General features: G+C 64.7%; 11 protein-coding genes. 9 read left to right on the top strand and 2 right to left on the bottom strand.

The annotated features are described in order from the left end of the window. Positions 1–436: 436 nt before the first annotated feature. The 7 genes from XCSCFBP4642_RS26915 to XCSCFBP4642_RS0110665 all read left to right on the top strand — a co-directional run bounded on the left by XCSCFBP4642_RS26915 (position 437) and on the right by XCSCFBP4642_RS0110665 (position 10,004). A complete protein-coding gene (locus XCSCFBP4642_RS26915; RefSeq protein WP_029219776.1) occupies positions 437–2,824 on the top strand; it encodes a peptidoglycan-binding protein in 2,388 nt (795 codons plus the stop codon). A gap of 1,144 nt (positions 2,825–3,968) precedes the next feature. Beyond that, positions 3,969–5,660, top strand: coding sequence for a flagellar biosynthesis GTPase FlhF (flhF, locus tag XCSCFBP4642_RS0110690; protein ID WP_029219775.1), 1,692 nt, complete (start codon positions 3,969–3,971; stop codon positions 5,658–5,660). Continuing rightward, a complete protein-coding gene (locus tag XCSCFBP4642_RS0110685; RefSeq protein ID WP_005918202.1) occupies positions 5,647–6,531 on the top strand; it encodes a MinD/ParA family protein in 885 nt (294 codons plus the stop codon). Before flhF ends, XCSCFBP4642_RS0110685 begins: the two co-directional genes overlap by 14 nt. Further along, complete coding sequence (locus XCSCFBP4642_RS0110680) at positions 6,528–7,295, top strand: RNA polymerase sigma factor FliA (RefSeq protein ID WP_029219774.1); 768 nt, start codon at positions 6,528–6,530, stop codon at positions 7,293–7,295. The genes XCSCFBP4642_RS0110685 and XCSCFBP4642_RS0110680 overlap by 4 nt, the downstream gene beginning before the upstream one ends. 35 nt (positions 7,296–7,330) lie before the next feature. Beyond that, positions 7,331–7,723 (top strand): chemotaxis response regulator CheY, encoded by a 393-nt coding sequence (gene cheY, locus XCSCFBP4642_RS0110675; protein WP_002813536.1) that lies wholly within the window; start codon positions 7,331–7,333, stop codon positions 7,721–7,723. After that, positions 7,723–8,349 (top strand): protein phosphatase CheZ, encoded by a 627-nt coding sequence (locus XCSCFBP4642_RS0110670; protein WP_029219773.1) that lies wholly within the window; start codon positions 7,723–7,725, stop codon positions 8,347–8,349. The genes cheY and XCSCFBP4642_RS0110670 overlap by 1 nt, the downstream gene beginning before the upstream one ends. A 2-nt stretch (positions 8,350–8,351) precedes the next feature. Beyond that, on the top strand, positions 8,352–10,004 hold the full coding sequence (locus XCSCFBP4642_RS0110665) for a chemotaxis protein CheA (RefSeq protein ID WP_016904945.1): 1,653 nt from the start codon (positions 8,352–8,354) through the stop codon (positions 10,002–10,004). Between the two features lie 316 nt (positions 10,005–10,320). Here the strand turns inward: XCSCFBP4642_RS0110665 and XCSCFBP4642_RS0110660 are convergent, their stop codons facing one another. Then, positions 10,321–10,737, bottom strand: a complete 417-nt coding sequence (locus XCSCFBP4642_RS0110660) for a SymE family type I addiction module toxin (RefSeq protein WP_029219772.1) — start codon at positions 10,735–10,737, stop codon at positions 10,321–10,323. After that, on the bottom strand, positions 10,734–11,003 hold the full coding sequence (locus tag XCSCFBP4642_RS30025; RefSeq protein WP_235048288.1) for a hypothetical protein: 270 nt from the start codon (positions 11,001–11,003) through the stop codon (positions 10,734–10,736). Before XCSCFBP4642_RS30025 ends, XCSCFBP4642_RS0110660 begins: the two co-directional genes overlap by 4 nt. Positions 11,004–11,447: 444 nt before the next feature. Between XCSCFBP4642_RS30025 and XCSCFBP4642_RS28525 the strand changes: the two genes are divergently transcribed. Then, positions 11,448–12,245: a DUF6216 family protein gene (locus tag XCSCFBP4642_RS28525; protein ID WP_152527251.1), complete on the top strand. Its 798-nt coding sequence runs from the start codon at positions 11,448–11,450 to the stop codon at positions 12,243–12,245. A gap of 255 nt (positions 12,246–12,500) precedes the next feature. After that, positions 12,501–12,884, top strand: a complete 384-nt coding sequence (locus tag XCSCFBP4642_RS0110650; protein ID WP_029219771.1) for a hypothetical protein — start codon at positions 12,501–12,503, stop codon at positions 12,882–12,884. Positions 12,885–13,029: the final 145 nt, after the last annotated feature.

Here is a 13,029-nt window from a genome sequence, read left to right as displayed (position 1 = left end):
TGTACTCCGCGTCGCCGAAGGTCAGTTGCATCGTCATCGTCCTGGTGCCTCTGTGCGATTGTCGCAGGATCAGGGGGAGTTGTTCAGAGTTTCCGTAGGTGAAGTTCATGCCATCGTGGGCGACGCTCAGCCAAGCCGCGTCTTTGGCGAAATTGAAGTGCCTCGCATTCTTGCCAATCCAAACGTCACCTCGATTGAGGGGCTTCCGCGTGAAGCGCTAGTCGGTGTGAAAGATCGGCTCGGTCAGCAGGCAGCTTTTGAGTTGATTGTTGCGCGTGCGCGTGAACACGAGGGCATGCTGCGCATCCCGGCCAGTGATGATGCGCTCCGCGAGAACAAAGTTCTGAGGCTCGACAACAGAGAGTATTTTCGTGGAACGGCCATTGAGGGAACGTCGAAGGCGTTAGACCAGAGCACGCTTCCGCTCAGTGAGCGCATGAATCCGCCAACCGAGCATGCCCAGGCGGGTCAGGCGCGCTGGGATGAGTGGCAGGGACGCAACATCCAAACCACGCCAGAACCTGAAATCCCAGGCTTGGGCCGCGCAGGGATGACGGCAGGGCTTGCGGGTCTGGGCGTCGCCGCGACCGCCTACGATGCGTCGCAAACCGAAGAGCGTGTTGCCACGCTGTTGGCACAGGACAACCTCACCGCTGCGCGCTCGGAAGCGCTGCACTTTGCTGCCCGAGGCGCGGGCGGCTGGGCCGGAGGTGCCGCCACCGCTGCCGTTGTTGGCACCACCGGTGCCGGCCCTGTCGCGCTGGTCATGGCCGACGCATACCTGTTCAGCACGGCGGCCGACAAGGCCGCGACGCTCTGGGACAACCGCCAGATCTATACGCAGACCGACACGCAGGGCGTGAGCTGGGAGTTCAACGGCAGCCAGTGGCTGCGCCAAGAAAAGGCCGACCTGCAAGACGACGGCGTGGGTACGCCGCAGAAGCAGGGCATGTTCGCGCTGCCCGAGAAAGCGCGCGAGCTGAACTACCACGCCAGCAGCGAAGCGACCGAGCAGGCGCTGGGCAAGGTGCAATCCACTAGTCCCTATGTGCAGCCGTCCGGCCAGGCAGACGTCGCGCACCTGTACCAGCGCGATTGGAGGCGTGATGCCACCAACGGACAATGGTCGCGGATGGTGGCCGACGAGGTCGATCGGAATGACCGGCCGGTCTGGAATGTCGATCCGGCCAGCCCCGAACGTGCCATCCAACTGGATCAGCAGGCGGCCCAGGTGATCGATGCCAACATTGCCCGTGGCCCGGCCGCAATTGCGGCAACCTATCAAGCTGCCTATCGGCGCAACGGTTGGGATGCGTTCGGCCCGATGCCGGTCTCCGTGCAGACGGCGCTGAGCGCGGACGCACTGGAAGCCTCCGACGGCAAGTACTACACGCGCGACACGCGAGGCCAATGGCGCAATGGCGATGACGTGGCCCAAGGCAACGTCCTGGCAGAACTCGACGCCACCCGCCAGCAGTTGCAGCCAGCCCTGGACCAGCACGCACGGGCAATGGAGCAGATGCCGCAACGGCGGTCTCCAACGCCGCAGCAGCAGGACCAGGTCAACCTGCAGGCGACCTATGCAGCCTACGGGGTTGCGCCCAATGCCACGACGACCGACGCCGTCCAGCAGGCGCTGCAGCACACGCGTGAGGCAAACGGAATCGACGCATCCATCACGTCGCTGGCTCTGGAGCGCGATCGGTCCGGCCACTACTCGGTGGACAGCCCGATACAGCATCTGCGCCGCGATGCCGATGGCGTGGTGCGGGTCGCCGCGACCACCAGCACCGAGGAGATCCGCAGTGCGGTAGAGCAGATCCAGGCAGATTCCCTGAAGCCGGCCAACGCGCGCGATGCGCTACCGGAACACGCCGCACCCGACCAAGCCCCATCACCAGGGGCGACGCTACGCCCGGGCGACCACGGCACCGAGGTACAGGCGCTGCAGGCCAGCCTGATCCAGCTGGGTATCAACGAGCGGATCAAGACACCGGTGGAGATCAACGGCACCTACGATCAGCCCACCCAGCGCGGTGTGCAGGCCTTCCAGTTGATGCAGGGCATGGATGAGGTCACCGGCATCGCCGACCGCCATACTCTTGCAACGGTGCAGCAGCAAGCCAGCGCAGCCATTGCCCAGCGCGACACGCCACAACACGCAGGCCCGGTGTCGCAGCACGCAGGCCCGGTGTCGCAGGAGGCGCCACGCAGCGTGATGGTCATGCCCGCTACCGCACCGCTCGCCGCCACGCCTGAACGCAGCCCACCCGATCTACCTGCACAGCAGCAACACGCGCTGCTGGAACAACAACGCCAATGGCAGTTGCAGCAGGACCAACAGCTGCAGCAGGAGCGCGGGCGGCCGGCCGAGCGGGAAACCCAGGACACGCAGCGCGACGAGGCATCGCTGCCAGGCGCCATCGACAGCCCGGCGCAGACGCAGTCCTCGGCCACACCGCGCGCCTTCAGCGACCCGGCGCACCCCGGCCATCCCCTGTATGTGGACGTGAAAGACCGGTTGGAGGCGAAGGGCACGCCGCTACCGGAGGATCGCTTGACCCAGCTCACGGCGGCCCTGTACATGGAAGGCTTCAAGCCCGGCTGGGATGGGCGGGTGGATGTGGTCAACGAGCGGTTCTATGCGCAGAACTACGACGACATCACCAAGCGCTTCGCCACATCCATCGCCGAGCCGGCACCGTCGATCGAGGCATCGATGCAACAGGTGCAGGCCCATACGCTGAAAACAGCACGGCAGCAGCAGGCGATGACGCAAGCCAAACAGGAGCAGCCGACGCCGCCGGGGCCGGTCATCGGGTAATCAGCGAATAACAAATCCACTCAGGCGTTGAAACGAACCCCGCAGACAGCAAGCGGTCGAAGAGGTGCAACGGCACAGTGGACTCTCGCTCGACATGATCGCTGCGTACGGCACTGCTGCAGGGCCAGGACACGACGCGATCGGAAGCTCAATCGGCACTGCTAGCGAGCTGGTCCTTTCGTTCACTGCCCGGAACGCGGCGATACGGACGACATTCCCAGGCAATGGATGTCGCGCTGCAGATGCTGATCGTCATGCCCCCGGATCCCGAATTGTGCCGGGCACCTCGCAACGCCATGTCGCACGCCACGCGGACTCGCAGTGCGACGAGGCGGCACCGTTGGAAGGCCAGAACGACCGCGACACCATCGATTTTCTGCCGACCAGGTAGAACCCTACCTGCCTGCACGCCACCGACCTGAACTGTTGCGATACCACTCCGTTTGGGGCGTGTCATGCACCTCAGGCTGCGACCAGACCTGCGTGACAGGCTGACGGCGGGTGGCCGGTCTCCCGGCAGGCCTACCGGATAACCCATCGATTGCCACGCCAGTGGCCCCTATACGGCCAACTGTCACGCCGGCTGCGCTCGATACACGGCGCTCAGTCCTGCCTGACACGGGCTGTCTGCAGGCAGGTGAAGCCTCGCCAGCCACCTGCGCACGTGCCTGTCACCTGCCCCAGCTGCTGCCGGAAGTCCTGGCCAAGTCCCCCAAGGTGCGGCTGGTGATGGCTGCCACAGACCACACCCAGGCAGATGCTCTCCAACCGCGTGTGATCCGGCGCCGCTCTTGCATTGACTGCCGAGCCCTTCGATGGCCGGGCCGTGAGATCCGATGGCTGGGCAGTTCAGCAAGCCGAAGCGGGCCAGGTGTCAGAAAACCGCCACCCACTCCATCCGGTACTGCGTTTGCAGCACCGACCCGCAGGCGCGATGTCGGCGTGTGCCGGAAACCCAACGCCGCGTTTTGGCACACCGCATGCATTAGCTCTGGCGAGACCGCAGCCAGCACCACCGCTGCGGGGCGGACGGCAGGACTTGGAACTACGACCGGGACAGGCAACTCATGACGCTGGCAACACACCCACATTCATCGCGCACCCGTCCGGCGTCCGGCGGGTCCTGTTCCTGGAGGCACGTGGCATGAAGATCAAACGCTTTGTCGCCCCGGATATGCGCACCGCATTCCGCATGGTGCGTGAGGAACACGGCCCGGATGCCGTGATCCTGTCCAACCGGCGTACCGCCGAAGGCATCGAGATCGTCGCCGCCAGCAACTACGACGAAGAGCTGGTGCAGCGCGCCCTGGAAACCGCCCGCGAGACGCCGGCCCCCAGCGCCGCGCCGGCCCAGCAGGCTCCCGTGCAGCAGGCCCCGGCCCAGCCGGCGCAGGTTGCCGCCCGCCCCGCCGCGCCGGTCCACGCTCCGCTGAAGCCGGCCGCGGAGACCATGAGCCACCGCCAGCGCGTGGCCAGCGCCGCCGAAGACATGATTGCCGCCATGGCCCTGCGCCAGCCGGCCAGCGTGCCGCGCCAGGCGCCGGTCGCCACCCCGATCCGCAGCGCCGCGCCGATGCCGGCCGTGCAGGACCTGCCCGCGCCGGTCGTGCAGCGCCAGGAACACGCGCTGTCGGCGGTGCCGGAACAGCTGTTCGCCGACTTTTTGACCACCGCTCCGGTGCAGCGCCCGGCCGTGCAGGCCGCCCCGGTCCAGGCACCGACTCCGGTCATGGCCGCCACGGTTGCCGCCCCCGCCTATGCCGCCCAGGACCAGGACGACGACGCCTTCGCCGACGAGGCCGACTTCGATCTGGACGACGCGCTGCCGCAGATCCTGCCGCCGGCCGCGCTGCCGCCGATCGTGGTCGCCCCGCCCGCCCCCGCTGCGCTGGCCGCAGTGCCGGTGGCTGCCGCGCCGATCCCGCAGAACGACGAAGAACTCAAGCAGCTGCGCGGCGAGCTGGCGCTGATGCGGCAGATGATCGAGCGCGAAATGAACCGCCTGACCGACGAGCGCCTGCGTGGCTCGCCGGTGCGCGCGCAGGCCCTGGAGCTGATGGACGACTACGGCTTCGACGCCGGCCTGATCCGCGACGTGGCACTGCAGATTCCGGCCGATACCGAATTGCACCGCGGCCGCGGGCTGATGCTGGGCCTGCTGTCCAAGCGCCTGCCGGTGGCCCCGGTCGACCCGCTGGAACGCGGCGGCGTGATCGCCTTGGTCGGCCCGACCGGCGCCGGCAAGACCACCACCATCGCCAAGCTCGCCCAGCGCTTCGCCGCCCAGCACGCCCCGCGCGACGTGGCCCTGGTCACCACCGACACCCAGCGCGTCGGCGGCCGCGAGCAGCTGCACAGCTACGGCCGTCAGCTCGGCATCGCCGTGCACGAGGCCGACAGCGCCGAGAGCCTGCTGGAACTGCTCGAGCGCCTGCGCGACTACAAGCTGGTGCTGATCGACACCGCCGGCATGGGCCAGCGCGACCGCGCCCTGGCCGCCCAGCTGAACTGGCTGCGCGCCGCGCACCAGGTCACCTCGCTGCTGGTGCTGCCTGCCAACGCGCACTTTTCCGACCTCGACGAGGTCGTGCGCCGCTTCGCCCACGCCAAGCCCCAGGGCGTGGTGCTGACCAAACTTGACGAGACCGGCCGCTTCGGTAGTGCGCTGTCGGTCGTCGTCGATCACCAAATGCCCATCACCTGGGTGACTGACGGACAGCGGGTCCCCGACGACCTGCACCGCGCCAATGCCGCCAGTCTCGTTCTTCGCCTTGAAGATTTGCGGCGCGCTGCCGATAAGCCCTGTACTCCGGAGCACAACCATGCAGTCGCGTGAATACGCCAAGCTGACCAACGCCTTCCCCCTGTCGGCGACCCGTCCCGAGCCCCTGGGCCCGGTGCGCACCATTGCCGTGACCGGTGGCAAGGGCGGCGTGGGAAAAACCAACATCTCCGCCAACCTGGCCGTGGCGCTTGCCGACATGGGCAAACGCACGCTGCTGCTGGACGCCGACCTTGGCCTGGCCAACCTGGATGTGGTCCTGGGGCTGGCGCCCAAGTACACCCTGGCCGACCTGATCGCCGGCCGTTGCACGCTGGATGAGGTCATCATCGAAGGCCCCGGCGGCGTGCTGGTGGTGCCGGCCGCCTCCGGTCGCCGCCACATGGCCGAACTGGCCCCGGCCCAGCATATCGGCCTGGTCAACGTGTTCTCCGAACTGGAACGCGACCTGGACGTGATGGTCATCGACACCGCCGCCGGCATCACAGACAGCGTGCTGACCTTCTGCCAGGCCGCCCAGGACACCGTGGTGGTGGTCTGCGACGAGCCGGCCTCGATCACCGACGCCTACGCGCTGATCAAGGTGCTCTCGCGCGAACGCGGCGTGGACCGCCTGCAGATCATCGCCAACATGGTGCGCGACCCCAACGAGGGCCGCCTGCTGTACGACAAGCTCTCGCGCGTGTGCGAAAAGTTCCTGGGCGATGTCTCGCTGAACTACCTCGGCCATGTGCCGCAGGACGACTGGCTGCGCCTGTCGGTGCAGCGCCAGCAACCCGTCATCAAGGCCTACCCCGCCAGTCCGTCGGCGCAGGCCATCGCAGAAATCGCACGCCGTACCTCGCGCTGGCAGGCTCCCACCGTGCCGCGCGGCAACGTCGAGTTCTTTGTCGAACGCATCATCCAACGGGGAGTGGCCGCATGAGCACCGCCACCGCAACGAGCGCCACCGCGCAGTACCGTGCCGTGCAACGCAACAACGCCAACGACGTGGTGACCCAGCACGCCGACCTGGTGCGCCGCATCGCCCACCATCTGGCCGCCCGCCTGCCGGCGAGCGTGGAAGTGGACGACCTGATCCAGGCCGGCATGATCGGCCTGATCGAAGCCTCGCGCAGCTACGACTCCGAACAGGGCGCCTCGTTCGAGACCTATGCCTCGATCCGCATCCGCGGCTCGATGATCGACGAGATCCGCCGTGGCGACTGGGTGCCGCGCTCGGTACACCGCCGCGCCCGCGACGCCGCTGCCGCGGTGCGCAAGATCGAGCAGAACACCGGCCGCGCCGCCGCCGCCACCGAAGTGGCCGCCGCGATGGACATGCCGCTGCCCGACTACCTGCGCCTGATGGAAGACGCCGCACGCGGCCAGGTGCTGAGCCTGGAATCGCGCATCGAAGATCACGGCGAACTGGACACCACCGCCAAAGGTGGGCCCAACCCGCAGCAGATGATGGAGCGTGGCGAATTCGGCCGCGAGCTGGGCAAGGCCATCGGCCAGCTGCCCGAGCGCGAGCAGCTGGTGCTGTCGCTGTACTACGAACAGGAATTGAACCTGAAGGAAATCGGCGCCGTGCTCGGTGTCAGCGAATCGCGCGTCTGCCAGATCCATGGCCAGGCGGTGGTGCGTCTGCGCGGCCGCCTCAAGGTCTTCGAACTGGCCGATGCCGGTGTCGAAAATGATGACTGATTTTTTCGCATAATTTTTAGAGTTAGGAGCTTGATGTGAACAAGAACATGCGGATCCTGATCGTGGACGACTTCTCGACGATGCGACGTATCGTCAAGAATCTGTTGGGCGATCTTGGCTTCACCAATACCGCAGAGGCCGAAGACGGCAACAGCGCGCTGGCTGCGCTGCGCGCGGGCCCGTTCGATTTCGTGGTGACGGACTGGAACATGCCCGGCATGACCGGCATCGACCTGCTGCGCAACATCCGCGCCGACGCCAAGCTCAAGCACCTGCCGGTGATGATGGTGACCGCTGAAGCCAAGCGCGAGCAGATCATCGAAGCCGCGCAGTGCGGCGTGAACGGCTACATCATCAAGCCGTTCACCGCGCAGACACTGGAAGAGAAGCTGGGCAAGGTGTTCGAACGTCTGGCGGCGACCGCCTGATGAACGCCACCGTGGAAGCCGATGCCGAACGTGCCGCCCTGATCGAGCGCCTGCAGCACGCGCTCGATGCACTGGAAAGCGGTGACCAGGTCGCCTGGCGTCGCGAGGTCGATCACCTCGCCGCCCTGCGCACACGCCCGATGATGCAGAGCCTGAGCCGGCTCGCCCGCGAACTCGGGCAGGCCCTGGGCGAATTGCCCACCGTGCCCGAAGAAGCCGGCGAACTGGACGATGCCTGCTCGCGCCTGGACCACGTGGTGGAAATGACCGAAAAGGCCAGCCATCGCACGCTGGATCTGGTCGAGGAGTGCCGCGTGCTGGCCAACCAGCTGCGCGACGGTGGACTCAATGAAGACCAGGGCGCGCTGCTGGAAAAGATGCGCCACAACCTCACCGAGCTGTCGCTGGCGCAGAGCTACCAGGACCTCAGCGGGCAGATCATCCGCCGCGTGGCCGGGATCGTGCGGCGCGTGCATGAAGGCTTCGGTGCGCTCGGCCTGCCGCCGAAGAACACCGAGCCGAAGAAAGACGACGGCGGTCTGGCCGGTCCTGCAATCAAGGGCCTGGACCGTCACGCGGTGTCGCAGGACGACGCCGACGATTTGCTGTCCGGATTGGGGTTGTAACCATGAGTGCTGTTCCAGACGATATTGCGGCCGATTTCATCGTCGAGGCCCAGGAAATCCTGGACCGCCTCGGCGAACAGCTGGTGTCGCTGGAACAGGCGCCAGACGAAGCCGACCAGCTCAACGCGGTGTTCCGCGGCTTCCACACGCTCAAGGGCGGCGCCGGCTTCCTGGCGATAAAACCCATGGTGGAGCTGTGCCACGCCGCCGAGGAAACCCTGGGCATGGCGCGCTCCGGCCAGGCGGTGTTGCAGGCGCATCACTTCGATGCCGCGCAGCAGTCGCTGGATTATCTGCAGGCCATGCTGGATGCGATGGGCTCGGGCGAAACCGTGCCGCATGCGCCGGCCTCGCTGATTGCGCAGTTCGATGCCAAGAGCGGCCCGCCGGCGGTCAAGGCCGCGCCCAAGGCCGCTGCCGCTGCACCCGCACACGATGACGCACACGGCGCTGCTGCGCCGGGCGCCAAGGCCGCGCCCAAGGCGGCGGCCAAGGCGGCCGACGCCGAGCAGACCGTGCGCGTGGACACCAAGCGCCTGGACGCCATCGTCAACCTGATCGGCGAACTGGTGTTGTCGCGCAACCGCCTCAAGACCCTGCGCACCCGGCTGCGCGACGAAGAACTCGACCGCGCGGTCAGCACCCTGGACATCGCCACCGCGCGCCTGCAGACCGCGGTGATGCGCACCCGCATGCAACCGGTGAGCAAGGTATTCGCACGCTTCCCCAAGGTGGCCCGCGATGTCGCGCGCACGCTGTCCAAGGAAGTGGAACTGGAACTGATCGGCGCCGAGACGGAACTGGACCGCAACCTGGTCGAGGCCCTGGCCGACCCGCTGGTGCACCTGGTGCGCAACGCGATCGACCACGGCATCGAATCGCCGGCCCTGCGCGAAGCCACCGGCAAGCCGCGCAGCGGCCATGTGCGTCTGTCTGCGCAGCAGGAAGGCGACTACGTCAGCATCGAGATCCAGGATGACGGCGCCGGCATCGACCCGGAACGCCTGCGCGAAATCGCCCGCAACAAGGGCCTGATCGATGCCGAAGCCGCCGCCCGCCTGAGCACCGACGAGTGCCTGCATCTGATCTTCATGCCGGGCTTTTCCACCAAGGCCGAGGTCACCGACATCTCCGGCCGCGGCGTGGGCATGGACGTGGTGCAATCGCGCATCCGCGAACTCAGCGGGCAGATCCAGATCCAGTCCGAACTGGGCCGCGGCAGCCGCTTCATGATCCGCGTGCCGTTGACCCTGGCGATCCTGCCCACGCTGCTGGTGCAGGCCGGCGAAGCGGTCTACGCCTTGCCGCTGGCCCGCGTGGTCGAAGTGCTGCACGCCCCGCAGACCTCGTTGGGCTGGTTCGACGGCCGCGCCGTGCTGGACCGCCGCTCGCATACCCTGCCGCTGATCGACCTGCGCCGCTGGCTGGGCGTGCCTGCCGAGCAACCGCCGCTATTGACGGTGGTGCTGCTGCAGGCCGGCGAAACCCGCTTCGGCCTGGTGGTGGACCAGGTGCGCGGCCGCGAGGAAGTGGTGATCAAGCCCCTGCCCCGCGCCCTGCGCGGCCTGCCCGGCTACGCCGGCGCCACCCTGATCGGCGACGGCCGCATGGCGCTGATCCTGGATGTGGATGGGCTGCGTTCCAGCGATCATTGAGGTTCGGGATTCGGGATTCGGGATTCGGGATTCGGGATTCGGGAATCGGGAATCGGGAATCGGGAATCGTCAAGACGATCCTGGTTGCCTGATCTAACGACAACGGCCGCGTATTGCGGCCGTTGTCGTGTCACTACCAGCATCGCTGCCGATCTATGTCGCTACGCGCGCAGGCATGGGCGCGATGATTTGGCGACGGCCAGGCTGCCGTGGAAATGAACCTGGAACCGTTATTTCCCGTTGTGCGCTGGTGTGGTTGCGACGCTAGTGGCATCCGGCACCGAGGTCAATCGCAAGGGGTCTGGCGGCCGCACCATCATCGCCGCACACTGCGCGCCCTGGCCGGCACCTCCGCTGGCGGCAACACCTCCATCAGCAGCTGCCCTTCGCTGGCGGTGATGCGCAGCTTGGTGCCGATGGCAAAGCCCAGTTGTTCCAGCCATAGGCCGCTGAGGCGGACGTGGGGCACGTGCTGGTCGCCGGCGTGGTCGTGGGCACCGGGGTAATGGGTGTAGCTGACGGTGCATTGGCGTGGGCGCCGGGCGCGGCGGGGTGCGCGCAGCGTGCCGGGGCCTTGCGGCGAGGCGTCCGGGTCGGGTGGCAGCATCGGTGGCAGCTTGGTGCGGTCGGGTTCCACAACGACCCACTGCACCCGCTTGGGCGGCGCGGGGCGCGTACGTGTGCGGGTGGGCCGTGCGCTGGCAGATGCCGTGGGTGGGCGACGGCGTGTCATGGCGCCTCCGGGTGATGGCGGGTGATGGTTGCAGCGACGTACTGCTGCAATGGCACAGCCCTGCGTGCCGACAGGCGGCGCGAGGTGTACGGCAATACACCGAGCTGGCGACTCAGCGGATGCGCAGTATGGTCACTCGCCTGCTCAATACCTGTGCGTGCGTCGAGCCTGCGCAGCACATCGCCCATATCAAACCGCAGGCGGTGAGCGGAAGCTGGCCACAGATCAACCGGCACAGATGCCGGCATGGATGGTGCGGTAGACATGGCAACGCCCTCCTGGAACAACCCAAGAACCGCCGCCAACGGCGACGGGATGTCGGGAGGTTCGAAACCGCTAGTAGCCGGCGGGCGTATTCCCCTTGCGGGTGTTGTATTAGCCGCCCTCCCGACGCAGGCATTGCGTCGGCTTGTACCTGCGGGATGCAGGCACAAAAAACCCACCGGTTTGACGGAGGTGGGTACCGCTACTAGAGGAGTTTCGACGCTCCTTGAGCCTAGATTGCAAGTACACGGTCTGGCGTGTCAATACACGCCGGAGGGTCTCGCGCGGCTGTGTGCGCCGCTGGCGCAGTTCCATACGGGCCACGCAAGCCGAGCGCCGTCGCCTGATAAGTGCACCTGACCCCATCACGGTCTTCTAAAATAGTCCTCGCACCAACCGATATCCTCTACATCCTCGTGCCAACTAGGCCTCATCGGAAGAAAATAATGGATTGGCTTGACTTCCTAACTCGTGAAATCGCCCCCTATTCGGTCATTGGCATCTGCATCGCGGCAGGAATTACCTGCTGGCGAGCCGGATCTTTTCACCCTATCAACTCTCGGCTACTGAGATTTTTTATCAGTCGAGATGATGTCGAAGATCCTGTCATCAGAAAAAGTCTGGCCGATCAGGCAGCATTGATCAGTTTTCGCATGACCCACGGCGTTCGAACCAGAACACTCTCTGATGCAAAGAAGTTGGCCGAGTTTGCGAACGTCAAAAACATCTCGCTCGATTTAATAGGAAGAGCCGGATGGGTTTTTGATTTGAAAAATCTTGAAATCATCCCGAAGCGGCTGCCTCGAAAATATTGGTTCACTCTTCCGATTTTAATATTCCTAATTTTCATTCCAGCCGGACTACTTTCACTCGGATTGACCACAAATAGCAGTCTTTTGGCAACACTTAAAAAAACACACACTGATCTATGGCTTTCGGATAGTGACGCAACACTGGTGCGCCCGTTTTTCGGCGATCGGGTCACGATTACCAAGTCGGACTGCTCCAAAAAGACCGAGCTGTGGGTCACCCCAGAGGGCTTCAAACTAGAAGATCGATCCATTCTCTGTGGAATATGGAACGATTCAGAGATAAGGAGCCATATCACTAAGGAAGTGAGCAAGCAAAGAAAGGTTCTATTTGTGGCTTTTGGGGCTTGCCTTTGGTATGTACTGATGGGCATAAGCTTCGTAAGAGAGTGGATAGCGCAATCAGAATTGAATAAAGCACTGACCACCGACTAAACACTCCAAGCATAATTTGAAAACGGGAAAACGCAAAATGCCTGCCTTTGGCGACGTCCCCCCATCCTGAGTAGCAGTCGGGTTTAGAGTCCGGGGTTGATGATATCGCTGTTGGCCAGGTGCTGGGCATAGGCCGTCGGCGTCATTCCGCCGATTGNCTGTTCTTCGGAAAAACGCTTCTTCACGTCCAATCTCCTCGGGGTAGGGAATTGGACTCCAAACTAAGGCGCTACTCAAACTTGGGGGGACGTCGCAATGGCGTTGGTGCCTGGTACGGTGGCTGGCTACTACTCCGGGCTTTTGATGGCGAAACTATCGAAGTTCAACGCATTAAAATATGAAGCACTGCGAGTTGTCAGATCCATCAATTACGTAGGGGACGGCCCGAGAACCCAGATCCTTCGATCCGACAAGGCCGAAGATCTCCATTTGATCGCATCGGAGCTTCTATCTCTACGACACAAGGCGGCAAGCATGCTGGTCATGGACGTTGGCAACGGTCTTCTCGATGCTATAGCTGCCTGTGAGTATTCAAACTATTCAGTGGAGAAGCTTCAAGCTCAAATTTCCGATTGGCAAAAGCAAATACGAGAGATCAAGCCTTCGAAGCGCTTTTTTCTGCCCTGGGGACAAATCTAATCGCCCTTCTCTTGATCAGGCTTTTCCCTTCGGGGAATACCCTTTAAGGAAACTCTGAACAACTCCCCCTGATCCTGCGACAATCGCACAGAGGCACCAGGACGATGACGATGCAACTGACCTTCGGCGACGCGGAGTACAACAG

Source organism: Xanthomonas cassavae CFBP 4642, assembly GCF_000454545.1.
Classification (GTDB): Bacteria; Pseudomonadota; Gammaproteobacteria; order Xanthomonadales; family Xanthomonadaceae; genus Xanthomonas; species Xanthomonas cassavae.
Note: the sequence above shows the minus strand (reverse complement) of the source record. Positions and strands in the feature narration are given on the sequence as shown.